Raw genomic sequence first — 24,229 nt, forward strand, 5'->3', positions numbered from 1 at the left:
CGTCGTACGACACGGACCAGTCGTACGACAGCGGCTACTTGCGCATGACCTCGGGCTCGTGCCGGCGCAGGAAGCGGGCCACGAAGATGCCGCAGATCACGCCGAGGACGATCAGGGCGAGCATGTCCATGGTCCAGGCGCCGACGGTGTGCTCCCACAGTGGGTCGTTGCTCTCGCCCTTGTCGGGCGGGCTGATCCTGTTGAAGTCGAGCGTGGCGCCCGCGGCACCCACCGCCCAGCGCGACGGCATCAGGTACGAGAACTGGTTGACGCCGATCGAGCCGTTGAGGGCGAACAGGCAGCCCGTGAAGACGACCTGGATGATCGCGAACATGACCAGCAGCGGCATCGTCTTCTCGGCGGTCTTCACCAGCGCCGAGATGATCAGGCCGAACATCATCGAGGTGAAGCCCAGCGCCATGATCGGCAGGGAGAGCTCCAGGAGCGTCAGCTTGCCGAGGACCAGGCCCTCCTCCGGGATCTCCCGGCTGGCGAAGCCGATCACGCCGACCATCAGGCCCTGCAGCACGGTGATCATGCCGAGCACGAACACCTTGGACATCAGGTACGCGGAGCGGGACAGGCCCGTCGCGCGCTCCCGCTCGTAGATGACCCGTTCCTTGATCAGCTCACGCACGGAGTTCGCGGCGCCGGCGAAGCAGGCGCCGACCGCGAGGATCAGCAGAACGGTGGTGGCCGTGCCGTTCGGGATGATCCGGCCGGTCTGCGGGTTGGCCGGGTTGGGCAGCAGGTCCTTGCCCGCGTCGATGAGCAGGCTCACCGCGCCGAGGACGCCCGGCAGGATCACCATCAGGGCCAGGAAGCCCTTGTCGGAGGCGATCACCGCGACGTAGCGGCGCACCAGGGTCAGGAACTGGGACAGCCAGCCCTGGGGCTTCGGCGGCTTCATCGCCTGCATCGGCGGCATCTGTACGGACTGTGGTGCGACGGCGTCGATGTCCGCGGCGTACATCTGGTAGTGCTGCGAGCCCTTCCAGCGTCCCGCCCAGTCGTAGTCGCGGTAGTTCTCGAAGGCGGAGAAGACGTCGGCCCAGGTGTCGTAGCCGAAGAAGTTCAGCGCCTCCTCCGGCGGGCCGAAGTAGGCGACCGCACCGCCCGGCGCCATCACCAGGAGCTTGTCGCACAGTGCCAGCTCGGCCACGGAGTGGGTGACGACGAGGACCGTACGGCCGTCGTCGGCGAGGCCGCGCAGCAGCTGCATGACGTCGCGGTCCATGCCCGGGTCGAGACCGGAGGTGGGCTCGTCGAGGAAGATCAGCGACGGCTTGGTGAGCAGCTCCAGGGCCACCGAGACGCGCTTGCGCTGGCCGCCGGAGAGGGAGGTGACCTTCTTCTCCTTGTGGATGTCGAGCTTCAGCTCGCGCAGCACCTCGTCGATGCGGGCCTCGCGCTCCTTGGCCGTGGTGTCGGCGGGGAAGCGGAGCTTGGCCGCGTACTTGAGGGCCTTCTTGACGGTCAGCTCCTTGTGCAGGATGTCGTCCTGCGGGACCAGACCGATGCGCTGGCGCAGCTCGGCGAACTGCTTGTACAGGTTCCGGTTGTCGTAGAGGACGTCGCCCTGGTTGGCGGGGCGGTAGCCGGTGAGCGCCTTGAGCAGGGTCGACTTGCCGGAACCGGACGGTCCGATGACCGCGATGAGGGACTTCTCGGGGACGCCGAAGGAGACGTCCTTGAGGATCTGCTTGCCGCCGTCGACCGTGACGGTCAGGTGGCGCGCGGAGAAGGAGACCTCACCGGTGTCGACGAACTCCTCGAGGCGGTCGCCGACGATACGGAACGTGGAGTGACCGACACCGACGATGTCCGCCGGGCCGAGCATCGCCGAGCCGCCCTTGGCGATCGGCTGGCCGTTGACGTACGTGCCGTTGTGGGAGCCGAGGTCGCGGATCTCCATACGGCCGTCGGGCGTCGAGTGGAACTCGGCGTGGTGGCGGGAGACCTGCAGGTCGGAGACGACCAGCTCGTTCTCCAGGGCACGGCCGATGCGCATGACACGGCCGACGGAGAACTGGTGGAACGTGGTGGGACTGCGGTCACCGTAGACCGGCGGCGCCCCCGCGCCACCACCGGGGCCCTGCTGCTGCGGGACCTTCGCGACGGACTGCGGCTGTTGTTGCTGCGGCTGCTGCCAGCCGGCCTGCGGGGCCTGCTGGTACGGAGCCTGCTGGGCCGGCGCCTGCTGAGGAGCCGGTGCCTGCTGGGCCCAGCCCGCCGGCGCGCCCTGCGCGGCGTACGGCTGCTGCTGGGGCTGCTGCTGCGGCTGGGCCTGCGGTGAGGCGACGGCGGCCGCGGTGCCGGAGAGGTCCAGGCGCGGTCCGTCGGTCGCGTTGCCCAGGTGCACGGCCGAGCCGGGGCCGATCTCCAGCTGGTGGATCCGCTGGCCGTGCACGAACGTGCCGTTGGTGCTGCCGTTGTCCTCGATGACCCAACTACGGCCGCTCCAGCTGATGGTGGCGTGCCGCCAGGAGACCCTGGCGTCGTCGAAGACTATGTCGCCCTGCGGATCGCGTCCGAGGTTGTAGGACCTGGACGGATCGAGCGTCCAGGTCCGTCCGTTGAATTCCAGTACGAGTTCCGGCACTCCATGCCCCACTGAGTAGTCCCCCGAGTTACCCCCAACACAGGGAGTCTAGGGATGTCGAACATCGTCGGGAACTATTTCAGGCTCCGCCCCCTGACCGAAAGTCGGGCCTTGTGAGGACCACGCCTGCGCGCTTCGACTGGTTCCGTTGACGGGGTTGAAATCAGTCCGGAGAGTGGTAATCCACGCGAGGGGGACATGCGCGGCGAACAGTCGCCGCGCCGCGGATCGGGGGGTCTGCCATGAGCGCGTCCACGAACGTCGAGTCCGCGAGGCACGGCACACGGCTGCCGTGGGGAGACATCCTGTTGTCCGCGATCGCCTCCGTGAGCTGGGCGTTGATCGGGATGGCGGGCACGGCGGCACTCGGTCTGCGTCTGCTGGAGGCGGACGCGGCGGGCTCTTTGGGCCCGATGACCGCGGCGGTGGTGGCCCTTGGGGCGGGTGGATCCGTCACGCCGTCCGGTGATGTGTCTGCTTTCGGGCTGACGGGCGCGGAGGCGGCGACGGCCATCGAGATCACGCCACTGGGGGTGAGCCTGGTCGGCGCGGTGCTGCTGTCGTGGTTCTTCCTACGGTCCTTGCGGGGCGCGGGAGTTGTGATCGCGCCGGCCGAACTCCTCGCGCGCGCGGGCGCGGTGGTGGCGCTGTTCGTGGCGATGCTGGGCGGGCTGGCCTGGGCGGGACACGACGTCATCACGATCGACGGGAGCTCGCTGGGGCTCGACGACCTGCCCGGTGGTGGCGGGGGCGGGGATGGCGCCGGAATCGAGATCCCCGGCGTGGGTGACATCGGGGACATCGGCGGCATAGGTGGGCTGCTGCCCGACCGGATCGGTGACCTCATCGACGCGAAGGCGGCGGTCGGCTTCACGGTGGACACCGCACCGACGCTCCTCGGCGGCATGGGCTGGTCCGCGGGCATCCTGCTGATCGCCCTGCTGGGCTCGCGCCGCACCCCGCTGCCGGCCGGCTGGGAGGCCGTCCACCGCGTCGTACGCCCCGCCGCGTCCGCCGTCGTCACGGTGCTGCTGGTGGCGGTCGCCGCCGGGCTCGCGGCTGCGGTGTACGCGGCGATCGGTGACGACCATCCCCAGCGGATCGCGGGCGCCGCCCTGCTCGGCGCCCCGAACGGCGTGTGGCTCGGCATCCCGATCGGCCTGTTCGCGCCGTTCGACGGCCGGGCGACGGGGGTGCTGGCAGGGCTGTTGCCCGCTCCCCTGGACGACCTCCTGAACGGCGGCGCCGACCAGCCCGTGACGCTGGGCAGGCTGGCGGAGCTGGACGGGCGGGTGTGGCTGCTGGCGGTCGCGGCGGCACTGATGATGCTGCTCGCGGGGGTGCTTACGGCGGTGCGGACGCCGGTGGTGGGCGGGGGCGGCCGGTACGGGGGCAGGGGCGACGGGTCCGGCGAGGCTCCTGGCCTGCGAGGTGGGGTGGCTTCGGGTGCCCTACGGCCATCAGGAGCCGGCGCCGCAGGAGGTGCGGTTTCCGGGGGCGTACGGGATCCAGGGCCCCTCGGTTTCGCAGGGCAGTGTGCGCTGCGGCTGGGGACCGCCACGGCGTTGACGCTGCCGTTGCTCGCGTGGCTGACGGAGCTGTCCGTGGACGCCTCACTGTCGGTGCTGGGCTTCGACGCGTTCGGCGCCGGGGTGGAGGTGCGAGGGAACCTCGGTATGGCGCTGCTCCTGGGGGCGGCCTGGGGGGCGGGGGCGGGTGCCGTGGGGGCGCTGCTGGCCTGGGCGACCGGGGCCGCGGGACAGCGGGCGGCGCCGCCGGCTCGAGGTGAGGTGGCGGGGCGTGCGTGGGCGGGTGGCCCGGCATCGGCGGGACCGGCGGCCGAGGAGGCCGGCGCTTCGTCGTTTGGGAGCCGGTCCGGGCCGTACACGCCCGGCACCCCGTACCGGCCACCGAACCCGGCGACGAACCCGTATCTGCGTGCGCCGGACCACCTGCGCGAGCCGGAGGACGCGCGGCCGCCGGGCACGGCCCCGCCACCGGGGGGCGCCCGGTCGTTCGAGGAGGCGCCGGAGCGTGATGCGAGGTGGGGGCGCGACCATGCATGGCAGCCTCGTGACCCGCAATCCCTTGACCCGCAATCCCTTGACCCACATTCCCTTGGCCCGCATTCCCGTGATGCGCAATCCGCCGAGCCACCGCCCAGTAACCCGCCGCCGGGCGAGCCGCCCCGCCCCGGTGACGACGACATGTACGGCGCCCCTACCGTCGCCCGGCCGTTCGCACCACCCCCGAGGTCGCCCCGCCCGCCTCGGCGGCGTGGGAACCGGTCGTCGTCCGGAGCGGACGAAGGGCCACCGCCTCCGCCACCACCGCCTCCCCCTCCCCCGCCACCGGGGAGGCCGAAGGGGCGCTCCTGATCCCGAGCCGGGGTGGGGCTGCGGGGTCCTCCTACGCCCTCGGACCTGCCCGCCACATCCGCAGTCGCGGACGGCGCGAGTCGGGTGGCCCGGCCGTGGCCGGAATGTAAGGCTCACGCCACCCGACCGACACCCACTGTTCCGTGTCCGCCAGACGGACCTCAGCGGCGGCAGGCACTGGGTGCCGGATACGGTGGAAGCACCATGAGCGCTTCGCAGACCTCCGACATCCCCACCCTTCTCGTCAAGATCTTCGGGAAGGACAGGCCGGGCATCACGGCCGGCCTCTTCGACACCCTGGCCGCCTACTCCGTCGACGTCGTCGACATCGAGCAGGTCCTCACCCGGGGCCGGATCACGCTGTGCGCGCTCGTGACGCAGCCTCCTGCCGGGTTGGAGGGGGACCTCCGGGCGACCGTCCACAGCTGGGCCGAGTCGATGAAGATGCAGGCGGAGATCATCTCCGGCCTCGGCGACAACCGGCCACGCGGCCTCGGGCGCTCCTTGGTGACCGTGCTCGGGCACCCGCTCACCGCGGAGGCGACGGCCGCGATCGCGGCCCGGATCACCAAGTCCGGCGGCAACATCGACCGTATCTTCCGGCTCGCCAAGTACCCGGTGACGGCAGTGGAGTTCGCGGTGTCCGGCGTGGAGACGGAGCCGCTGCGCACCGCCCTGGTGACCGACGCGGCGGCACTGGGTGTCGACATCGCGGTCGTCGCGGCCGGTCTGCACCGGCGGGCGCAGCGCCTGGTCGTCATGGACGTGGACTCGACCCTCATCCAGGACGAGGTGATCGAACTCTTCGCCGCGCACGCCGGCTGTGAGGACAAGGTGGCCGAGGTGACGGCGGCCGCGATGCGCGGGGAGCTGGACTTCGAACAGTCGCTGCACGCGCGTGTGGCGCTGCTGGAGGGGCTGGACGCCTCGGTGGTGGAGAAGGTGCGCAACGAGGTGCGGCTGACGCCGGGCGCGCGCACGCTGATCCGTACGCTGAAGCGGCTCGGCTATCAAGTCGGGGTCGTCTCGGGTGGGTTCACCCAGGTCACGGATGATCTGAAGGAGCGGCTCGGACTCGACTTCGCCCAGGCGAACACGCTGGAGATCGTCGACGGGAAGCTGACGGGCAGGGTCACCGGCGAGATCGTGGACCGGGCGGGCAAGGCGCGGCTGCTGCGCCGGTTCGCCGCGGAGGCGGGGGTGCCGCTGTCGCAGACTGTGGCGATCGGCGACGGCGCCAACGACCTGGACATGCTGAACGCGGCCGGTCTCGGCGTCGCCTTCAACGCCAAGCCGGTGGTGCGGGAGGCGGCGCACACGGCGGTGAACGTGCCGTTCCTGGACACGGTCCTGTATCTGCTGGGCGTCACCCGTGAAGAGGTCGAGGCGGCGGACATGCACGACGAGGCCTGATGGCCCGCACCTGACGCCCTACGTGCGAAGGGGCCCGGCACCGCGACGGCGCCAAGCCCCTTCGCAGGGTCGGTCACTCGGACGGTGCCCAGTAGTCCAGCAGTGTGCCCACGCCGGGCTCCAGCGTCTTCCAGGTGCCGCTGAAGGAGAGGACGGCGAAGGCGGCGGCCGGGAAGCCGCGGCGGCTCATCCGCTCGCGCGCGTCACTGTCGGCCGAGCCGGACAGGATCTCGGCGAGTCCCTGCACGCCCGGGTTGTGGCCGATCAGCAGGACGCTCTGCACGTCGTCGGGTGTTTCGTTGAGCACGGCGATCAGCTCGCCGGGTGAGGCCTCGTAGACCCGCTCTTCGTAGATCGTTTTCGGCCGGTGCGGGAACTCGTGGACGGCGAGCTTCCAGGTCTCCCGAGTCCGGGTGGCGGTGGAGCACAGGGCCAGATCGAAGGGGATCGCGGTGTCGGCCAGCCTGCGTCCGGCCTCTGCCGCGTCCATTCGGCCCCGATCGGCGAGTGGCCGCTCGTGGTCGTTCACCTGTGGCCAGTCGGCTTTCGCATGCCGGAAGAGGACAATCCTGCGGGGTTCTGCGACGCTCATGAGATCCAGCTTCGCATGAAACAGGCCACGGGGCGCAGGGAGTTGACGGGCGGCTTCTGTAGTGCTCAGCGCGTGATCAACTGCTGTATGTGCTCGAAGAGCTGGGTGATCGCGGGCTCGGCGGTCGCCGCCTGCGCGTCGGACGGGTTGATGATCAGCATCAGCAGCGCGACGAAGGCGAGCGTCGGCAGGGCGAGGGCCCACCAGGGCAGCCGGATGTCGGCACGGCCCGTGGACGCCGGGTGGGGCGGGGTGTGCGTGCGGGCCGACATGACGCCTCCGTGGGTCTTCGAGTGGTCCGTGCCCGCCTCTCGCGGCCACACTTCGAAGTTACGGACTCTTCGACCCTCAACCCATCCGGTGATCCACCCAGTTGACCCTGACACTCGCCCCCTAGGGGATGGGGGTGCTAGCCCCACCATCGGCGGGACGACGTGCGTCGGGCCGTGCGCCAAGAGAGGCGCGAGGGAGAGGCTTCCGAGAGAGGCGTCAGGGAGAGGCGATCGTCGCGACGACGGCGATGATCACGAAGATGGCGAAGAACGCGCCGAAGACGAGCAGCATCTTCTTCTGGCCGTTCTGGGGGTTCGGGTCGAGCACTGGCGACATACGGCAAGTCTCGCACCCTCCGCCCCGGCGCGGCCCTCCGGGGTGCGGCTCAGGGGGCCGCCTCGTCCTCCACCGTACGGTCGCGTCCCGCCAGGACCCCCACCGCCATCTGCGGGATCATCAGGCCCGCCATGAGCGCGATCGGCAGCCCCCAGCCGCCGCTGTGCTGGTAGAGCACACCCACCAGGAGCGGGCCGGGAATGGAGATCAGATAGCCGGTGCTCTGCGCGAAGCCCGACAGCTGGGCCACGCCCGCACTGGTCCGCGCCCGCATCCCGACCATCGTGAGGGCCAGCGGGAACGAGCAGTTGGAGACGCCGAGCAGGAGGGCCCAGGCCCAGGATCCGGCGGCCGGCGCGAGGTACAGGCCGGCGTAGCCGACGAGGCCGCAGGCGCCCAGCACGAGCACGATCGGCCCCTGGTGCGGCAGCCTGGTGGCGACGCGTGGGATGACGAAGGCCAGCGGCACGCCCATCACCATCGTGACGGCGAGCAGCAGCCCCGCCGTGCCGGCGTGCACGCCCGCGTCGCGGAAGATCTGCGCCATCCAGCCCATGGTGATGTAGGCGCCGGTGGCCTGGAGGCCGAAGTAGACGGCGAGGGCCCAGGAGGTGCGGCTCCTGGTGATCCGCAGCGGAGGTGCGCCCACGCGCGTGTGGCTCTCCTGCCCGGAGGCGGCGGGCGCCGCCCCCCGGTTCCGTACGAAGGGAACCCACGGCAGCACGGCCGCCACCGCGAGCGCCGCCCACACCGCGAGTCCGGTCTGCCAATTCCCACCCAGCGCCTCGGTCATGGGCACCGTCACGGCCGCCGCGGACGAGGTGCCGAGCGCGAGGGCCATCGAGTACAGGCCGGTCATGGAGCCGACCCGGTCCGGGAACCAGCGCTTGACGATGACCGGCATCAGGACGTTGCTGACGGCGATGCCCATGAGGGCGAGCGCGCTGGCCGCCAGGAAGCCGGCCGTGCTGCCCGCGTACGGCCGGATGAGCAGGCCCGCGGTGATGGCGGCCATGCCCGCGCACACCACCGCTCCCGGGCCGAAGCGGCGGGCCAGGCGCGGGGCCGTGACGCCGAAGACGGCGAAGCAGAGCGGGGGCACGGAGGTGAGCAGTCCGGCCACGCTGCCGCTCATGCCGAGCCCGTCGCGGACCTCTTCGAGGAGGGCGCCGAGGCTGGTGATGGCGGGGCGGAGGTTCAGCGCGGTCAGCACGATGCCGAGCACGAGCAGCCGCATCGTCCACGCGCGCGTGGCGGGCGCTGTGGGAGTGCTTGCCTCAGGGGTGCGTATGGGCGTGGACGTCGCCGTCCGGGTTTTCTCGCGTGCTGCCATGAGACCCATCATAGAATCATAGGATGATTGACTGTCCACCTCGGGGCTACGCGGTCCCGGCCTTCCCGTGCGAAGGTGTGCCATGCCCTTGAGCCACCCCCGCCGCTCGGCGCTGTCCGAGCAGGTCATCGCGGCGTTGCGGAACCAGATCGCCTCGGGTGAATGGCCCGTCGGCTCCCGCATCCCGACCGAGCCCGAGCTGGTCGAACAGCTCGGCGTGGCCCGCAACACCGTCCGCGAGGCGGTTCGCGCGCTCGCGCACAACGGCCTGCTGGACATCCGCCAGGGCTCCGGCACCTACGTGGTGGCGACCAGCGAGCTGGCCGGCGTCATGCACCGCCGCTTCGCCGACGCCGACCCCCGCCACATCGCCGAACTGCGTTCCACGCTGGAGTCCGCCGCCGCGAAGCTGGCCGCCGAGCGGCGTACGGAGAAGGACCTCAAGCAGTTGGACGCGCTGCTGGTGCGGCGCGAGGAGGCCTGGGAGTCGGGCGACGCGGAGGCGTTCGTGGCGGCCGACGCGACCTTCCATCTGGCGGTGGTGGCGGCCTCCCACAACGACGTGATGACCGCGATGTACGCCGACCTGGGCGAGGTGCTGCGGGACTGGCTGCGCGAGGACATCGGCGAGGAGCTGACGCCGGAGACGCACATGGACCACGCTCGGCTGGTCGACGCGATCCGCGCGGGGGACTCGGCGGCGGCCGCGGCGGAGGCGGCGAGCTATCCGTTCCTGTGCCGTCCGGGGCGCTTCAGCGCTCCCGACGGTGGCTGATCCACACCGAGCCGACCTCTTTCCAGCAGCGCCCGGTCAGCCGCACGGTCTGCGCGGGGCCGGCCTCGACCGGAGAGCTGTCGCTGTCGAGATCCCACCAGCGGGCGCACTCGACGTGCAGGGTCACCCGGTCGGTGCCTGGATAGGGGTTGTGGCAGTACGCCGTCACATGGGAGCCGCTGACGCGGATCCGGCAGGCGGCGCCGAACGGCTCCGCGGACTCCACCTCCGCTGCATGCACGCGCGCGTGGGGTATCGACTCGTACGACACGACCAGTACGAGAGCGACGACGACGGTCGTTGAGGCCAGGCTGCGGAACAAGCGCACAAGGGGACCTCCTCGGCCGTACTGGGGAGGGGCTCGCGTAGTGAACGCGTAATCCAGAGTGCGCAGTTGTGGCTCCCCCCGCCCGGCCGGGTAGGCCGAACGGGTGACGCCCCGCTCCCCGCGCGGGGCGGGAAACGGGGCGTCGACGACGTACCGAGGATCAGGCGCCGATGGCGTGCAGGCCGCCGTCCACGTGGATGATCTCGCCGGTGGTCTTCGGGAACCAGTCCGACAGCAGGGCGACGATGCCCTTCCCCGCCGGCTCCGGGTCCTCCAGCTTCCACTCCAGGGGGGAGCGGCTGTCCCACACGGACGCCAGCTCGGCGAAGCCGGGGATGGACTTCGCGGCCATGGAGCCGATCGGCCCCGCCGAGATCAGGTTGCAGCGGATGTCGTGCTTGCCCAGGTCACGCGCCATGTAGCGGTTCGTGGCCTCCAGGGCGGCCTTGGCGGGGCCCATCCAGTCGTACTGCGGCCAGGCGAACTGCGCGTCGAAGGTGAGGCCGACGACGGAACCGCCCTCGCTCATCAGGGGCAGCAGCGCCATGGTCAGCGACTTCAGGGAGAAGGCGGAGACGTGCATCGCCGTGGCCACGGACTCGAACGGCGTGTTCAGGAAGTTGCCGCCGAGCGCGTCCTGGGGCGCGAAGCCGATGGAGTGGACGACGCCGTCGAGCCGGTCGCCCAGGTGCTCGCGGACCTGGCCCTCCAGGCGGGCGAGGTGCTGGTCGTTGGAGACGTCGAGCTCCAGGACCGTGGCCGGCTTGGGCAGCTTCTTGGCGATGCGCTCGGTCAGCGTGGGCCGGGGCCAGGCGGTGAGGATGATCTCCGCGCCCTGCTCCTGGGCCAGCTTGGCGGCGTGGAACGCGATGGAGGACTCCATCAGCACACCGGTGATCAGGATGCGCTTACCCTCGAGAATTCCGCTCATGGTGATCAGTGACCCATTCCCAGTCCGCCGTCAACGGGGATGACGGCTCCAGTGATGTACGAGGCGTCGTCCGAGGCGAGGAACCGCACTGCCGCGGCGATCTCCTCCGGCTGCGCGTACCGGCCGAGCGGCACCTGCTTCACGATGCCCTCGCGCTGCTCGTCGGTGAGCACCTTGGTCATGTCGGTGTCGACGAAGCCGGGCGCGACGACGTTGAAGGTGATGTTGCGCGAGCCCAGCTCACGGGCGAGGGAGCGCGCGAAGCCGACCAGGGCGGCCTTGGAGGCGGCGTAGTTGGCCTGGCCGGGGCCGCCGTACAGGCCGACGACCGACGAGATGAGCACCACGCGGCCCTTCTTGGCCCGCAGCATGCCGCGGTTGGCGCGCTTGACCACACGGAAGGTGCCGGTGAGGTTGGTGTCGATGACCGAGGTGAAGTCCTCCTCGGACATGCGCATCAGGAGCTGGTCCTTGGTGATGCCGGCGTTGGCGATCAGAACCTCGACCGGGCCGTGCTCGGCCTCGATCTCCTTGTAGGCCTGCTCCACCTGCTCGGTGTCGGTGATGTCGCACTTGACGGCCAGGAAGCCGGCCGGCGGCTCACCCGAGCGGTACGTGATCGCGACCTTGTCGCCGGCGTCGGCGAAAGCGCGGGCGATGGCGAGGCCGATGCCCCGGTTGCCTCCGGTGACGAGAACCGAGCGGCTCAACGGATCACCCTTTCGATAGGGGTCTGACACACCCGCCCGAACACCTCGATGGCAGGCGGCTTCACCGAAAACCTATCGGTCGGGTCCCGGCCGGGGACATTCGGGCACCGACAGTGGCGTAGGGGTGTCGCTGTCGGGTCTCTACAGAAAGATGCGCACTCCAGCCGGAAACGTGTGGTCCACGGCCCCGCCCGCGCGACATGATCGATGCCGACAGGCCACGACAGCAGGGAGACCTCCGTGCCTCATACGATCGACGAAGCCTTTACGGCACTTCCCCTACGCGCCCTGGCCGACGCCGCGCTGGCACGCGCGCGTGCGCTGGGCGCCGAGCATGCGGACTTCCGGTTCGAGCGGGTGCGCAGCGCGTCCTGGCGCCTGCGGGACGCCAGGCTCGCCGGGTCGTCGGACACCACCGACCTCGGGTACGCGGTGCGGGTGGTGCACGGCGGGACCTGGGGGTTCGCGTCCGGGGTGGATCTGACCCTGGACGCCGCCGCCAAGGTCGCCTCGCAGGCGGTGGCGATGGCGAAGCTGTCCGCCCAGGTGATCAAGGCCGCCGGGTCGGACGAGCGGGTGGAGCTCGCCGACGAGCCCGTGCACTCCGAGAAGACGTGGATCTCGTCGTACGAGATCGATCCGTTCACCGTGCCCGACGAGGAGAAGTCGTCGCTGCTGGCGGACTGGAGCGCGCGGCTGCTGGCGGCGGACGGGGTCAATCACGTCGACGCCTCGCTGCTCACCGTCCACGAGAACAAGTTCTACGCCGACACCGCCGGGACCGTGACCACGCAGCAGCGCGTGCGGCTGCACCCGCAGCTGACCGCCGTGTCGGTCGACGAGTCGAGCGGCGAGTTCGACTCCATGCGCACCATCGCGCCGCCCGTGGGACGCGGCTGGGAGTACCTGACGGGAACGGGGTGGGACTGGGACTCCGAGCTGGCCCAGATCCCGGAGCTGCTCGCCGAGAAGATGCGGGCGCCCAGCGTCGAGGCGGGGCCGTACGACCTCGTCGTCGACCCCTCCAACCTGTGGCTGACGATCCACGAGTCCATCGGCCACGCCACCGAACTGGACCGCGCCCTCGGCTACGAGGCCGCCTACGCCGGCACCTCCTTCGCCACCTTCGACCAGCTCGGCAAGCTCAGGTACGGCTCCGACCTGATGAACGTCACCGGTGACCGCACCGCCGAGCACGGCCTGGCGACCATCGGGTACGACGACGAGGGCGTCGAGGGCCAGTCCTGGGACCTGGTGAAGGACGGCACCCTCGTCGGCTATCAGCTGGACCGGCGGATCGCGAAACTGACCGGGTTCGAGCGGTCCAACGGGTGCGCCTTCGCCGACTCCCCCGGCCATGTGCCGGTGCAGCGCATGGCCAACGTGTCGCTGCAGCCGGATCCGGCCGGGATGTCGACCGAGGATCTGATCGGGAGCGTCGACCGAGGGATCTACGTCGTCGGCGACCGGTCGTGGTCGATCGACATGCAGCGCTACAACTTCCAGTTCACCGGGCAGCGGTTCTTCAAGATCGAGAACGGGCGGATCACCGGGCAGCTGCGGGATGTCGCCTATCAGGCGACCACCACCGACTTCTGGGGCTCGATGGCGGCCGTCGGTGGTCCGCAGACCTACGTACTCGGCGGCGCGTTCAACTGCGGCAAGGCCCAGCCGGGGCAGGTCGCGGCGGTTTCGCACGGCTGCCCGTCCGCCCTCTTCAAGGGCGTCAACATCCTTAACACCACCCAGGAGGCCGGTCGATGAGCGCCCGTACGAGCAAGCCGCACGAGATCGTCGAGCGGGCCCTGGAGCTGTCCCGGGCCGACGGGTGTGTCGTCATCGCCGACGAGCAGTCGACCGCCAACCTGCGTTGGGCGGGCAACGCGCTGACCACGAACGGTGTCACGCGCGGGCGGACGCTCACCGTCGTCGCGACCGTCGACGGCAAGGAGGGCACGGCCTCCGGGGTCGTGTCGCGGTCGGCCGTGACCGCCGACGAGCTGGAGCCGCTGGTGCGGGCCGCCGAGGCCGCCGCGCGCGGTGCCGGGCCCGCCGAGGACGCGCAGCCGCTGGTGACGGACGTACCGGCGTCGCCGGACTTCACGGACGCCCCGGCCGAGACGTCGTCCACCGTGTTCGCCGACTTCGCCCCGGCGCTCGGTGAGGCGTTCGCACGCGCGCGTGCAGGCGTACGGGAGCTGTACGGCTTCGCCAACCACGAGGTGGTGTCGACCTATGTGGGCACTTCGACCGGGCTGCGGCTGCGGCACGATCAGCCCAACGGGACGCTGGAGCTGAACGCCAAGTCGCCGGACCGTACGCGCTCGGCGTGGGCGGGGCGCTCCACACGGGACTTCAAGGACGTCGACCCGACGGTGCTCGACGCGGAGCTGGCCGTACGCCTCGGCTGGGCCGAGCGGCGCCTTGAGCTGCCGGCGGGCCGGTACGAGACTCTGCTGCCGCCGACTGCCGTGGCCGACCTGCTGATCTACCAGATGTGGTCGGCGTCGGGGCGGGACGCGGTCGAGGGCCGGACGGTGTTCTCCAAGCCGGGCGGCAAGACGCGCGTCGGCGAGAAGCTGAGCGAGCTGCCGCTGACGTTGCGCAGTGACCCGAACGAGCCGGGTCTGGAGTCCGCGCCGTTCGTGATCGCGCACTCCTCCGGGGGCGACCAGTCGGTGTTCGACAACGGTCTGCCGCTCGCGGCCACGGAGTGGATGCGGGAGGGCGAGCTGAAGCACCTCATGACCAGCCGGCACAGCGCTGGGCTGACCGCTCTGCCCGTGGCGCCGGGCATCGACAACCTGATCCTGGACGGCGGGGACGACCGCTCCCTCGATGAGATGGTCGCGAACACCGAGCGCGGGCTGCTGCTGACCTGCCTCTGGTACATCCGCGAGGTCGACCCGGCGACGCTGCTGCTGACGGGCCTCACCCGGGACGGGGTGTACCTCGTCGAGAACGGTGAGGTGACCGGCGAGGTCAACAACTTCCGGTTCAACGAGTCGCCGGTCGACCTGCTGGGGCGGGCCACGGAGGCGGGCCGTACGGAGAAGACGTTGCCCCGGGAATGGAGTGACTGGTTCACCAGGGCGGCGATGCCGGCGCTGCGCGTCCCCGATTTCAACATGAGCTCTGTCAGTCAGGGCGTATAACCTCGTAGTCGGCTGTCACCCGACTGCCCGAAGATCATCGAGGAGACACGAGAACCGTGACGGACATCGTCGACGAGCTGAAGTGGCGCGGCGTGATCGCCCTGTCCACTGACGAGGACGCATTGCGCAAGGCGCTCGCGGACGGTCCCGTCACGTTCTATTGCGGTTTCGACCCGACCGCGGCCAGCCTGCACGTCGGCCACCTGGTCCAGGTCCTCACCATGCGCCGCCTCCAGCAGGCGGGCCTGCGCCCGCTGGCGCTGGTCGGCGGCGCCACGGGCCAGATCGGCGACCCGCGCCCGACGGCCGAGCGCACGCTGAACGACCCGGAGACGGTCGCGAACTGGGTGAACCGCCTGCGCGCGCAGATCGAGCCGTTCCTGTCCTTCGAGGGCGACAACGCCGCGACGATGGTGAACAACCTGGACTGGACGGCCGGCATGTCGGCCATCGAGTTCCTGCGGGACATCGGCAAGCACTTCCGCGTCAACAAGATGCTGACCAAGGACTCGGTCGCCCGTCGCCTCCAGTCCGAAGAGGGCATCAGCTACACCGAGTTCAGCTACCAGCTGCTCCAGGGCATGGACTTCCTGGAGCTGTACCGGCGGCACGGCTGCACGCTCCAGCAGGGCGGCAGCGACCAGTGGGGCAACCTCACGGCGGGTCTGGACCTGATCCACAGGCTGGAGCCGCACGCGAGCGTGCACGCTCTGGCGACCCCGCTGATGACCAAGGCGGACGGCACCAAGTTCGGCAAGACCGAGGGCGGCGCCATCTGGCTCGACCCGGAGATGACGACGCCGTACGCGTTCTACCAGTTCTGGCTGAACGCGGACGACCGGGACATCTCGACGTACATGCGCATCCTGTCCTTCAAGTCCCGTGAGGAGCTGGAGGAGCTGGAGAAGCAGACCGAGGAGCGGCCGCAGGCCCGTGCCGCGCAGCGTGCGCTGGCCGAGGAGCTGACGACGCTGGTGCACGGTGCCGACCAGACGGCCGCCGTGATCGCCGCGTCCAAGGCCCTCTTCGGCCAGGGCGAGCTGACGGAGCTGGACGACCGGACGCTGGCCGCGGCCCTCTCCGAGGTGCCGCACATCCAGGTCGAGCAGCTCGGCCCGGTCGTCGACCTCTTCGCCGAGGTCGGCCTGGTGGCCAGCAAGTCCGCCGCGCGGCGCACCGTGAAGGAGGGCGGCGCCTACGTGAACAACGTCAAGGTCGCCGGCGAGGACGCGGTGCCCGCGAAGGAGGACCTGCTGCACGGGCGGTGGCTGGTGCTGCGGCGTGGAAAGAAGAACCTGGCGGCGGTCGAGGTCACCGGGGGTTGAACGGACGTACGCACGGCCAGGGGGCGGCTTCCCGGCAGGGAGGCCGCCCCGTCGTCATGATCAGCCTCAGCGCCGCTGTTTCCGCCGGCCCAGCGTCGCCATGTACAGCATGTCCCCCGCGTACACGATGATCACCGCGGCGACGATCTGGAAGATGTGCCGGCTCCAGTCGATTCCGCGGGTCGACTCGACGCCGAAGCCACGGGCGACGGCGTTGCCGACGATGGCGCCGAGCATGCCGAAGATGGTGGTCAGCCAGAGGGGGCTGTGCTGCTTGCCCGGGATGAGTGCCTTCGCGAGCAGACCCAGCACGAATCCCACGATGATCGCCCACAACCAGCCCATGGCTGCCTCCTCGTACGGCTCGGGGTGAGCATTACGCCCAGTGTTGGTCCGGACGTGGTACGTCGCATGCCGGGCAGGGCCGTACGTGTTACGGCTGAGGGCGTTCCCCCAGGTGACAGGGGCCCCGGTCTCGAAGGCGGCGGAGACGAGGCGTACCGTGGGAGGTGTCCTGGCCCGGGTCCCCGACCGGGGGCGGACGGGTACGGGCAGGGGGAGAGTCCGATGCGGGCGGATGGTGGAATGTGATGCGGAAGCTGCATGCGGGCGGCAACACCGAGGTGTTCCGGATCACCGGGGCCCGGGCGGGCCTCCACGACGACGTACGTGCGCGGCAACGTCGGTACATCATCTCGATGTCGGTCCGTACGGTGTCGGTGATCCTGGCGGCCACACTGTGGAACGTCGAACGGCACGTCGCGATCGTGGCTTTGGTGCTCGGCGCGATCCTGCCGTACATCGCGGTGGTGATCGCCAACGCCGGGCGGGAAAATGCGCCGTCCTTGCCGTCGACGTTCGTGGCCGCGCCGATGCGGCCGATGATCACGCCGCCGCGGACGAATGACGGTTTCGCGGAATCCGTCCCGGAAGATGTCACGGACGACTCCGCGCCGGGCGCACAAAGGAAACCGCACGACGAGGTGTGAGCCTGCGGACCGCTTCCCTCCGAAAGTCGAGTCCGCGCCAAGCTCAGGAAAAGCTCAGATCAATAGTGTTGTTCCGGTGCCGGGCGACGGGTTACCCGTGACATACTTCGTAGGCGCTCCGCATCCCCCGTCGGAGCGACGGACCGACGCCGGGCAGCTCCCCCCGTGGCTGCTCGGCGTCGCCTTTTTATGCGCGAACTTGTGAGACGAATCTGTGAGTGACGAGACGCCGATCTGCTCTGCCAAGGGGTGCCGCGCCGACGCCGTGTGGGTGCTGGCGTGGAACAACCCGAAGATTCATACGCCGGAGCGGCGGAAGACGTGGCTGGCGTGCGACGAACACCGGGAGCACTTGTCCCAGTTCCTTGGGGTGCGGGGGTTTTTGAAGGACGTGGTCGTGCTGAAGGACTGGGAAACGAAGGACGTCTGAGGGTTTTCGGCTGCGGACCGGTGGGGGCTGGTCGCGCCCACGCGGCGGAGCCGCAAATCGATACAGCCCCGCGCCCCTTACGGCGCGCTTCACTAACCCCCGATAGCAGACATCGGCCGGTCCGGTTGCACGAACGTCGGGTCGTCCAAGCCCGCTCCCGCCTTCTTGCCCCACATCGCCAACCGCCAGATGCGGGCGATCTCCTCGTCCGGGGCTCCCGAGCGCAGGGCCGCGCGCAGGTCCGTCTCCTCCGTGGCGAAGAGGCAGGTGCGGACCTGGCCGTCGGCCGTCAGGCGGGTGCGGTCGCAGGCCGAGCAGAACGGGCGGGTGACGGAAGCGATGACGCCCACCACGTGCGGGCCGCCGTCGACGATCCAGCGCTCCGCCGGGGCCGAGCCGCGCTTCTCCTCGCCCTCTTCGGTCAGCTCGAAGCGGGTGCGCAGGGAGGTCAGGATGTCCCCAGCGGTGATCATGCCGTCACGCTTCCAGCCGTGCTGGGCGTCCAGGGGCATCTGCTCGATGAAGCGCAGCTCGTAGTCGTGCTCCACCGCCCAGGCGAGCAGGTCCGGGGCCTCGTCGTCGTTCAGGCCCGGCATCAGGACCGAGTTGACCTTGACCGGGGTCAGGCCGGCGTCGCGGGCCGCGTGCAGGCCCTCGATGACGTCCTTGTGGCGGTCACGGCGGGTGAGGGTCTTGAAGACGTCCGGGCGCAGGGTATCCAGGGAGACGTTGACCCGGTCCAGGCCCGCCGCCTTCAGGGCGGACGCGGTGCGCTTGAGGCCGATGCCGTTCGTCGTCAGGGACATCTGGGGGCGGGGCTCCAGGGCCGCGACCCGCTCGACGATGCCGACCAGGCCGGGCCGCAGCAGGGGCTCGCCGCCGGTGAAGCGGACCTCCTCGATGCCGAGGGAGCTGACGGCGATGTCGATCAGGCGGACGATCTCGTCGTCCGTGAGCAGGTCGGGCTTGGCCAGCCACTGCAGCCCTTCCTCGGGCATGCAGTACGTGCACCGCAGATTGCAGCGGTCGGTCAGCGAGACCCGCAGGTCGGTCGCCACACGGCCGTAGGTGTCGATGAGCACTGGGCCCCCTCCCTCGTCACGACCAGATTCAACTTCCGTCTTACCTGCGAGCCTACGTGACGGCACTGACAGCGACACCGGCCCGATCCCACGACTTACGACGCGGCCGCGTCGTAGACATCTACGACGCGGCCGCTCAGGGGGCGTGCCTCCTGATCCGAACGACAGGGCCTAGTGGGCGCCGGTGCCGGTCAGGGACCGGACCTCCAGCTCCGCGTACTTGCCGGCGTCCGGCTCTTCCTTGGACAGGACCGTGCCGAGCCAGCCCATGAGGAATCCGAACGGGATGGAGATGATGCCCGGGTTCTTCAGCGGGAACCAGGCGAAGTCGACGTCGGGGAACATCGCCTTGGGGTCGCCGGAGACGACGGGCGAGAACAGCACCAGGCCGACGGCGACGATCAGGCCGCCGTAGATCGACCACAGCGCGCCCTGGGTGGTGAACTTCTTCCAGAACAGGCTGTAGAGGATCGTCGGCAGGTTGGCGGAGGCCGCGACCGCGAAGGCCAGGGCGACCAGGCCGGCGACGTTCAGGTCGCGGGCGAGGGCGCCGAGGAGGATGGAGACGGCGCCGATGCCGATGGTCGCGAGGCGGGCCGCCCGGACCTCCTCCTTCTCGGTGGCCTGGCCCTTCCTGATGACGTTCGCGTAGATGTCGTGGGCGAACGACGAGGACGAGGCCAGGGTCAGGCCGGCGACCACGGCGAGGATCGTCGCGAAGGCCACCGCCGAGATGGTGGCGAGCAGGATCGCGCCCCAGGCGGAGTCCACGCCGCCGAGGTGCAGGGCGAGCAGTGGTGCCGCCGTGTTGCCGGACGGGTTGGAGGCGATGATCTCGTCCTGCGAGATGAGCGCGGCGGCGCCGAAGCCGAGGGCGATGGTCATCAGGTAGAAGCCGCCGATGATGCCGATGGCCCAGTTCACGGACTTACGGGCGGCCTTGGCGTTGGGCACCGTGTAGAAGCGGATCAGGATGTGCGGCAGGCCGGCGGTGCCGAGGACCAGGGCGATGCCGAGGGAGATGAAGTCCAGCTTGGAGAGGCCGGTCGCGCCGTACTGCAGGCCGGGCTCCAGGAAGGCGGCGCCCTTTCCGCTGTTCTCGGCGGCCTTGCCGAGCAGGTCGGAGATGTTGAAGTTGAACTTCAGCAGCACCAGGAAGGTGATCAGGATGGTGCCGCCGATGAGCAGCACGGCCTTGACCATCTGGACCCAGGTGGTGCCCTTCATGCCGCCGATGGAGACGTACACGATCATCAGGACGCCGACGAGGGCAACGATGAGGATCTTGCCCGCGTCGGAGGTGATGCCGAGCAGCAGTGAGACCAGGACGCCCGCGCCCGCCATCTGGGCCAGCAGGTAGAAGATCGACACGACGATCGTGGAGGTGCCGGCCGCCGTACGGACCGGGCGCTGGCGCATGCGGTACGCGAGGACGTCGCCCATCGTGTAGCGGCCGGAGTTCCTGAGCGGCTCGGCCACCAGGAGCAGGGCGACCAGCCAGGCGACCAGGAAGCCGATGGAGTAAAGGAAGCCGTCGTAGCCGAAGAGGGCGATGGCGCCCGCGATGCCGAGGAAGGACGCGGCGGACATGTAGTCGCCGGAGACGGCGAGGCCGTTCTGGAAGGCGCTGAAGGACCGGCCGCCCGCGTAGAAGTCCGCGGCGTCCTTGGTCTGGCGGCCCGCCCAGACGGTGATGAACAGGGTCGCGACCACGAAGAGCGCGAACAGGGTGATGATCAACGGCCGGTGCTGGCTGGCCTCGTTGGCGGCGAGCTGCACATGGGTCATCGCGGGGCTCATGCGCCGCCCTCCATACGAGTCTTGATGGCCTCGGCCTTGGGGTCGAGCTTGGCACCGGCGTGCCGCGCGTACCACCAGGCGATGAGGAACGTGGTGACGAACTGGGCGATACCGAAGACGAACGCGATGTTGATGTTGCCGAACAGCTTGGTGCCCATGAAGTCGCCCGCGTAGTTGGAGAGCAGGACGTACAGCAGGTACCAGACGATGAAGGCGACGGTCAGGGGGAAGGCGAAGGAGCGGTAGGAACGGCGCAGTTCACCGAACTCCGCGCTCTCCTGCACCTCGGTGAACTCCTCGGTGGAGGGGAGTTTGTGTGTCTCTTTCGAGGGGGGCGGTGCGTCGGTGGCCACGGAGTCTCCTCGCGTTGCGGGCGCTTTTGCGGCAGTGGACGGGGATGGATCGGGGGTGGGGGGCGAATCGGAAGTCGGGGACGAATCGGGTACGGGCATGGACGGCTCTGTTCCTCGCAGTGACATGGATCACTTGAGCCGGGTGGCGATGTTAGGGCCCCGGCGCGTGATCCGACAGGGGGCTCGATCGTGCTCGCGCCTCCTGTTCAACGTCACGGCGCCGCGCGAGGACCGGTTCAACTCCCAGGGCTTCTTTCCGAAGTCGTCCCGGGTCAGATTGCTGACCAGTAGGTTCGGGGATAGCTTCGCCTCTGCAGCACTGGTCATGTACCTGCCCGAGCGCCCACCCGCGTCTCGGGCGGTCTCGTTCCGGATGATGTGGAGATCCCATGGCTCATCTGCGGTCCAGACGCCGACTCGGCCTCGCCGTATCCCTCGTTCTGTCACTGACCGCCTTGGTCGGCTTCCTGCCGGCAGGGGCCTCGGCGGCACCGCCCGCGAAGCCGGCCGTGCGGGGCGCGGACGCGTCCTCACTGGCGTATGTCGTCAACACCCGGCCGGACCATCGCACGATCGAGTCGGTGAAGAAGGCGATCGCCGCGGCCGACGGGACGGTGGTGATCACGTACGCGCGGATCGGCGTGATCGTCGTCCACTCCGCGAACCCCGACTTCGCCAAGGCGATACGCGCGGTACGCGGGGTCCAGTCGGCAGGGGCGACGCGTACGGCGCCCCTGACCGCCGCCGGGGCGACGGACGAGGGCCCCCTCCAGCTCATGACGCGGGGCCAGGCCGCGAGGACGACGAGCGCGGCCGCCGGGGCGGACGAGAGCGAGCCCCTCGAGGCCGACCAGTGGAACCTGCGCGCCATCGGCGCCGACCGGGCAGCGAAGATCAACCCGGGCAGCGGCAGGGTGACCGTCGCCGTGATCGACAACGGCGTCGACGACACGCACCCCGACCTCGCGCCGAACTTCTCCGCCGCCCAGTCCGCGAACTGCGCCGGCGGCAGGGCGGACACCCGTGAGGGCGCCTGGCGGCCGTACACGAGCGACGACGCCCACGGCACCCATGTGGCGGGCGAGATAGCCGCGCCCCGCAACGGCATCGGTATCGCCGGCGTCGCTCCCGGCGTCAAGGTCTCCGGGATCAAGGTGAGCGATCCGGTCAACGGGCTCTACTACCCCGAGAGCGTCGTGTGCGCCTTCGTGTTCGCCGCCGATCACGGCGTCGAGATCACGAACAACAGCTACTACGTTGATCCATGGCTGTACAACTGCATGGACGATCCTGACCAGCGGGCGATCGTCGATGCGGTCAACAGGGCCCAGCTGTACGCCGAGAGGAAGGGCACGCTCAACCTCGCGTCGGCCGGCAACTCCGCCCACGACCTGGACTCCGACGCGATCGTCGACGAGAGCAGCCCCGACGACTCGACCGCGGTCAAGCGGACGGTCGACCCGCACGAGTGCTTCGACGTACCGACGCAGCTGCCGGGCGTCGTCACGGTCAGCGCCACGGGCGTCCAGAACCTCAAGTCCTACTACTCCTCGTACGGTTACGGCGTCGTCGACATCGCGGCCCCCGGCGGCGATCGGCTCCACCAGATCCCGGACACTCCGTCGAAGAACGGCCGCATCCTGTCCACCGTCCCGAACGGCAAGTACGGCTTCCTGCAGGGCACGTCAATGGCTTCCCCGCACGCCGCGGGCGTGGCCGCGCTGCTGAAGTCCCGGTACCCGTACGCGACTCCGGCCCAGCTGAAGGCGCTGCTGAAGGCCGAGGCGGACAACCCGGGCTGCCCGGAGTCCTACGACCAGAACGGCGACGGCACGCAGGACGCGGTGTGCGAGGGCGGCAAGCGGTTCAACGGGTTCTACGGGTTCGGCATCGTCGACGCACTGGACGCCGTTGATTGATGGGGTAGGCCGGATGTACGGCGGCAACACCTCCGGTCGATAGGGCGACACCTCCGGTCAATATATTGAGCGAATCAATACTGCATAGTGCAGTCATGATTGGAATCAAGTCCGCCTGGTCCGCGGTGGGCGGCGACCCCGCCCTTCTCCCGCGGGTGTCCACCGTGCTGCGGGAAGGCGCGCTCCATGCACGCCTTCCCGTACGGGAGTTGGCGCGCGCCTGTGTGGGTGCGTGCGCGTTGGCCGCGGCCGAGCTGGGAGCGCGTCGGGCCGGTCTCGCCAAGGTGCCGGGCGTGCGGCTGCACGATGGGGCGATCGCCACGGCGTTCGTGAGTGAACGGCATCTCCTGGTCGACGGGCGCGCGCCGGTCGCCTTCGCGCCACTGTCGCGGTTCTGGCGGACGGCGGACGGCTGGGTGCGCACGCATGCCAACTATCCGCATCACCGGGCCCGGCTGCTGACCGCGCTGGGGGTGACGGAGGAGGATCCGGATGCCGTGGGGGCGGCGCTCGCCGAGCGATCCTCGCGCGAGGTGGAGGAGTCCGTGTACGCGGCCGGCGGCCTGGCCGTGGCGCTGCGTACGCCCGAGGAGTGGGCGGTGCACGAGCAGGCCGCCGCGGTGGCCCGGCGGCCGCTCGTCGAGCGCGAGCGGCTGGACACGGCACGCGCGCGTGCGCTGCCGCCGCTCGACGGCGCGCCCCTGCTGCCCGCCGCCGGAGTGCGCGTACTGGATCTGACGCGGGTCATCGCGGGCCCCGTCGCCACGCGCACGCTCGCGCTGCTCGGCGCGGACGTCCTGCGCGTGGACGCGCCGCACCTGCCGGAACTGGCCGACCAGCACGCCGACACGGGCTTCGGGAAGCGCTCGGCGACGCTGGACCTGGTGGCCGACCGGCGTGCCTTCGAGGAACTGCTCGCGGCGGCGGACGTCGTCGTCATCGGGTACCGGCCGGGCGCCCTGGACCGGTTCGGACTGTCGGCTCGGGAACTGGCCGAGCGGTGGCCCGGGCTGATCGTCGCGCAGTTGTCGGCGTGGGGCTCGTACGGGCCGTGGAGCGGGCGGCGCGGGTTCGACAGCCTCGTGCAGGCCGCCACCGGCATCGCCGCGATCCAGGGATCGACCGAGCGGCCCGGCGCGCTGCCCGCCCAGGCCCTCGACCACGGGACGGGGTATTTGCTGACGGCGGCCGTGCTGCGGGCGTTGACCGAGCGGGCGGAGCAGGGGGACGGCCGGTGGGTACGGCTGTCGCTGGCGCGCACGGCGGCATGGCTGACGAACCAGATCGAGCCGGGCCCGGCGGGGGACGTGGCGTACGACGGGCCCGACGCCTGGCTCACCGAGCGGGACAGCGCGCTCGGGCGGCTGCGGTACGCCCTGTCGCCGGTGTCGTTCGCGGGCGGCCCGGTCGACTGGGCGCGGCCGCCGGGGGGTTGGGGCGCGGATCCGGCTCGGTGGATCTGAGCAGCGGAGGGCTTGATTCCGCTCGGTGGGCCTGAGCACCGG

Annotated in this window: 22 protein-coding genes; 10 read left to right on the forward strand and 12 right to left on the reverse strand. The window is 70.2% G+C overall.

Annotation, left to right across the window (positions count from 1 at the left end; all coding sequences use genetic code 11):
* Window positions 1-34: 34 nt before the first annotated feature.
* Window positions 35-2,602, reverse strand: coding sequence for an FHA domain-containing protein (locus tag ACTMVF_RS37700; RefSeq protein ID WP_441275592.1), 2,568 nt, complete (start codon window positions 2,600-2,602; stop codon window positions 35-37).
* 242 nt (window positions 2,603-2,844) lie between these two features.
* Here ACTMVF_RS37700 and ACTMVF_RS37705 point away from each other — a divergent pair, with 242 nt between their 5' ends.
* Complete coding sequence (locus ACTMVF_RS37705; RefSeq protein ID WP_441275593.1) at window positions 2,845-4,980, forward strand: streptophobe family protein; 2,136 nt, start codon at window positions 2,845-2,847, stop codon at window positions 4,978-4,980.
* 204 nt (window positions 4,981-5,184) lie between these two features.
* Entirely contained in the window at window positions 5,185-6,393 is a 1,209-nt protein-coding gene (gene serB / locus ACTMVF_RS37710; protein WP_441275594.1) for a phosphoserine phosphatase SerB, read from the forward strand.
* A 73-nt stretch (window positions 6,394-6,466) separates the two neighbouring features.
* On the opposite strand, the gene ACTMVF_RS37715 is transcribed toward serB, so the two are convergent.
* The 4 genes from ACTMVF_RS37715 to ACTMVF_RS37730 all read right to left on the reverse strand — a co-directional run bounded on the left by ACTMVF_RS37715 (window position 6,467) and on the right by ACTMVF_RS37730 (window position 8,939).
* Window positions 6,467-6,985 carry a SixA phosphatase family protein gene (locus tag ACTMVF_RS37715; protein ID WP_441275595.1) on the reverse strand — a complete coding sequence of 173 codons (519 nt, stop codon included), beginning with the start codon at window positions 6,983-6,985 and terminating at the stop codon, window positions 6,467-6,469.
* 65 nt (window positions 6,986-7,050) lie between these two features.
* The gene (locus tag ACTMVF_RS37720) at window positions 7,051-7,257 is read right to left on the reverse strand and encodes a hypothetical protein (protein WP_441275596.1); all 207 of its coding nucleotides are present in this window, start codon (window positions 7,255-7,257) and stop codon (window positions 7,051-7,053) included.
* A gap of 217 nt (window positions 7,258-7,474) precedes the next feature.
* On the reverse strand, window positions 7,475-7,594 hold the full coding sequence (locus tag ACTMVF_RS37725; protein ID WP_441275597.1) for an SGM_5486 family transporter-associated protein: 120 nt from the start codon (window positions 7,592-7,594) through the stop codon (window positions 7,475-7,477).
* A 49-nt stretch (window positions 7,595-7,643) separates the two neighbouring features.
* On the reverse strand, window positions 7,644-8,939 hold the full coding sequence (locus ACTMVF_RS37730; RefSeq protein WP_441275598.1) for a CynX/NimT family MFS transporter: 1,296 nt from the start codon (window positions 8,937-8,939) through the stop codon (window positions 7,644-7,646).
* Window positions 8,940-9,009: 70 nt separating this feature from the next.
* Here ACTMVF_RS37730 and ACTMVF_RS37735 point away from each other — a divergent pair, with 70 nt between their 5' ends.
* Entirely contained in the window at window positions 9,010-9,702 is a 693-nt protein-coding gene (locus ACTMVF_RS37735) for a FadR/GntR family transcriptional regulator (protein ID WP_441275599.1), read from the forward strand.
* Here ACTMVF_RS37735 and ACTMVF_RS37740 read toward each other — a convergent pair.
* The 3 genes from ACTMVF_RS37740 to fabG all read right to left on the reverse strand — a co-directional run bounded on the left by ACTMVF_RS37740 (window position 9,680) and on the right by fabG (window position 11,671).
* A complete protein-coding gene (locus ACTMVF_RS37740) occupies window positions 9,680-10,030 on the reverse strand; it encodes a hypothetical protein (RefSeq protein ID WP_403345678.1) in 351 nt (116 codons plus the stop codon). The two genes, ACTMVF_RS37735 and ACTMVF_RS37740, sit on opposite strands and share 23 nt — an antisense overlap.
* A gap of 160 nt (window positions 10,031-10,190) precedes the next feature.
* On the reverse strand, window positions 10,191-10,961 hold the full coding sequence (gene fabI / locus ACTMVF_RS37745) for an enoyl-ACP reductase FabI (RefSeq protein WP_441275600.1): 771 nt from the start codon (window positions 10,959-10,961) through the stop codon (window positions 10,191-10,193).
* Between the two features lie 5 nt (window positions 10,962-10,966).
* Entirely contained in the window at window positions 10,967-11,671 is a 705-nt protein-coding gene (gene fabG / locus ACTMVF_RS37750) for a 3-oxoacyl-[acyl-carrier-protein] reductase (RefSeq protein WP_441275601.1), read from the reverse strand.
* Window positions 11,672-11,878: 207 nt separating this feature from the next.
* Here fabG and ACTMVF_RS37755 point away from each other — a divergent pair, with 207 nt between their 5' ends.
* Genes ACTMVF_RS37755 through tyrS form a run of 3 tightly spaced genes read left to right on the forward strand, consistent with a single transcriptional unit; the run spans window position 11,879 to window position 16,151 of the window.
* Complete coding sequence (locus ACTMVF_RS37755; RefSeq protein WP_441275602.1) at window positions 11,879-13,435, forward strand: TldD/PmbA family protein; 1,557 nt, start codon at window positions 11,879-11,881, stop codon at window positions 13,433-13,435.
* The gene (locus ACTMVF_RS37760) at window positions 13,432-14,826 is read left to right on the forward strand and encodes a metallopeptidase TldD-related protein (protein ID WP_441275603.1); all 1,395 of its coding nucleotides are present in this window, start codon (window positions 13,432-13,434) and stop codon (window positions 14,824-14,826) included. The genes ACTMVF_RS37755 and ACTMVF_RS37760 overlap by 4 nt, the downstream gene beginning before the upstream one ends.
* Window positions 14,827-14,882: 56 nt before the next feature.
* Window positions 14,883-16,151, forward strand: a complete 1,269-nt coding sequence (gene tyrS / locus ACTMVF_RS37765) for a tyrosine--tRNA ligase (protein WP_441275604.1) — start codon at window positions 14,883-14,885, stop codon at window positions 16,149-16,151.
* A gap of 66 nt (window positions 16,152-16,217) precedes the next feature.
* Here tyrS and ACTMVF_RS37770 read toward each other — a convergent pair whose 3' ends face one another.
* Window positions 16,218-16,496: a GlsB/YeaQ/YmgE family stress response membrane protein gene (locus ACTMVF_RS37770; RefSeq protein WP_441275605.1), complete on the reverse strand. Its 279-nt coding sequence runs from the start codon at window positions 16,494-16,496 to the stop codon at window positions 16,218-16,220.
* Window positions 16,497-16,741: 245 nt separating this feature from the next.
* Here ACTMVF_RS37770 and ACTMVF_RS37775 point away from each other — a divergent pair, with 245 nt between their 5' ends.
* Entirely contained in the window at window positions 16,742-17,140 is a 399-nt protein-coding gene (locus ACTMVF_RS37775) for a DUF3099 domain-containing protein (RefSeq protein ID WP_441275606.1), read from the forward strand.
* A 214-nt stretch (window positions 17,141-17,354) separates the two neighbouring features.
* On the forward strand, window positions 17,355-17,570 hold the full coding sequence (locus ACTMVF_RS37780; RefSeq protein WP_441275607.1) for a hypothetical protein: 216 nt from the start codon (window positions 17,355-17,357) through the stop codon (window positions 17,568-17,570).
* 92 nt (window positions 17,571-17,662) lie between these two features.
* On the opposite strand, the gene moaA is transcribed toward ACTMVF_RS37780, so the two are convergent.
* The 3 genes from moaA to ACTMVF_RS37795 all read right to left on the reverse strand — a co-directional run bounded on the left by moaA (window position 17,663) and on the right by ACTMVF_RS37795 (window position 20,805).
* A complete protein-coding gene (gene moaA, locus ACTMVF_RS37785; protein ID WP_441275608.1) occupies window positions 17,663-18,652 on the reverse strand; it encodes a GTP 3',8-cyclase MoaA in 990 nt (329 codons plus the stop codon).
* A 171-nt stretch (window positions 18,653-18,823) separates the two neighbouring features.
* Window positions 18,824-20,452: a solute symporter family protein gene (locus tag ACTMVF_RS37790; protein WP_441275609.1), complete on the reverse strand. Its 1,629-nt coding sequence runs from the start codon at window positions 20,450-20,452 to the stop codon at window positions 18,824-18,826.
* Entirely contained in the window at window positions 20,449-20,805 is a 357-nt protein-coding gene (locus ACTMVF_RS37795) for a DUF485 domain-containing protein (RefSeq protein ID WP_403345698.1), read from the reverse strand. Before ACTMVF_RS37795 ends, ACTMVF_RS37790 begins: the two co-directional genes overlap by 4 nt.
* A gap of 389 nt (window positions 20,806-21,194) precedes the next feature.
* On the opposite strand from ACTMVF_RS37795, the gene ACTMVF_RS37800 reads away from it, so the two are divergent.
* Both ACTMVF_RS37800 and ACTMVF_RS37805 read left to right on the forward strand, forming a co-directional pair.
* On the forward strand, window positions 21,195-22,724 hold the full coding sequence (locus ACTMVF_RS37800; RefSeq protein WP_441275610.1) for a S8 family peptidase: 1,530 nt from the start codon (window positions 21,195-21,197) through the stop codon (window positions 22,722-22,724).
* Between the two features lie 95 nt (window positions 22,725-22,819).
* The gene (locus ACTMVF_RS37805) at window positions 22,820-24,187 is read left to right on the forward strand and encodes a CoA transferase (protein ID WP_441275611.1); all 1,368 of its coding nucleotides are present in this window, start codon (window positions 22,820-22,822) and stop codon (window positions 24,185-24,187) included.
* Window positions 24,188-24,229: the final 42 nt, after the last annotated feature.

Origin of the sequence: Streptomyces sp. SD31 (assembly GCF_052068475.1) — a bacterium.
GTDB lineage: Bacteria > Actinomycetota > Actinomycetes > Streptomycetales > Streptomycetaceae > Streptomyces.

What these genes read in the sequence shown, in the direction of transcription:
- ACTMVF_RS37705 (WP_441275593.1), top strand. Translation starts at nt 2,845, where the DNA reads ATGAGCGCGTCCACGAACGTCGAGTCCGCGAGGCACGGCACACGGCTG.
- serB (WP_441275594.1), top strand. Translation starts at nt 5,185, where the DNA reads ATGAGCGCTTCGCAGACCTCCGACATCCCCACCCTTCTCGTCAAGATC.
- ACTMVF_RS37715 (WP_441275595.1), bottom strand. Translation starts at nt 6,985, where the DNA reads ATGAGCGTCGCAGAACCCCGCAGGATTGTCCTCTTCCGGCATGCGAAA.
- ACTMVF_RS37720 (WP_441275596.1), bottom strand. Translation starts at nt 7,257, where the DNA reads ATGTCGGCCCGCACGCACACCCCGCCCCACCCGGCGTCCACGGGCCGT.
- ACTMVF_RS37725 (WP_441275597.1), bottom strand. Translation starts at nt 7,594, where the DNA reads ATGTCGCCAGTGCTCGACCCGAACCCCCAGAACGGCCAGAAGAAGATG.
- ACTMVF_RS37730 (WP_441275598.1), bottom strand. Translation starts at nt 8,939, where the DNA reads ATGATGGGTCTCATGGCAGCACGCGAGAAAACCCGGACGGCGACGTCC.
- ACTMVF_RS37735 (WP_441275599.1), top strand. Translation starts at nt 9,010, where the DNA reads ATGCCCTTGAGCCACCCCCGCCGCTCGGCGCTGTCCGAGCAGGTCATC.
- fabI (WP_441275600.1), bottom strand. Translation starts at nt 10,961, where the DNA reads ATGAGCGGAATTCTCGAGGGTAAGCGCATCCTGATCACCGGTGTGCTG.
- ACTMVF_RS37755 (WP_441275602.1), top strand. Translation starts at nt 11,879, where the DNA reads ATGCCGACAGGCCACGACAGCAGGGAGACCTCCGTGCCTCATACGATC.
- ACTMVF_RS37760 (WP_441275603.1), top strand. Translation starts at nt 13,432, where the DNA reads ATGAGCGCCCGTACGAGCAAGCCGCACGAGATCGTCGAGCGGGCCCTG.
- ACTMVF_RS37770 (WP_441275605.1), bottom strand. Translation starts at nt 16,496, where the DNA reads ATGGGCTGGTTGTGGGCGATCATCGTGGGATTCGTGCTGGGTCTGCTC.
- ACTMVF_RS37775 (WP_441275606.1), top strand. Translation starts at nt 16,742, where the DNA reads ATGCGGAAGCTGCATGCGGGCGGCAACACCGAGGTGTTCCGGATCACC.
- ACTMVF_RS37790 (WP_441275609.1), bottom strand. Translation starts at nt 20,452, where the DNA reads ATGAGCCCCGCGATGACCCATGTGCAGCTCGCCGCCAACGAGGCCAGC.
- ACTMVF_RS37800 (WP_441275610.1), top strand. Translation starts at nt 21,195, where the DNA reads ATGGCTCATCTGCGGTCCAGACGCCGACTCGGCCTCGCCGTATCCCTC.
- ACTMVF_RS37805 (WP_441275611.1), top strand. Translation starts at nt 22,820, where the DNA reads ATGATTGGAATCAAGTCCGCCTGGTCCGCGGTGGGCGGCGACCCCGCC.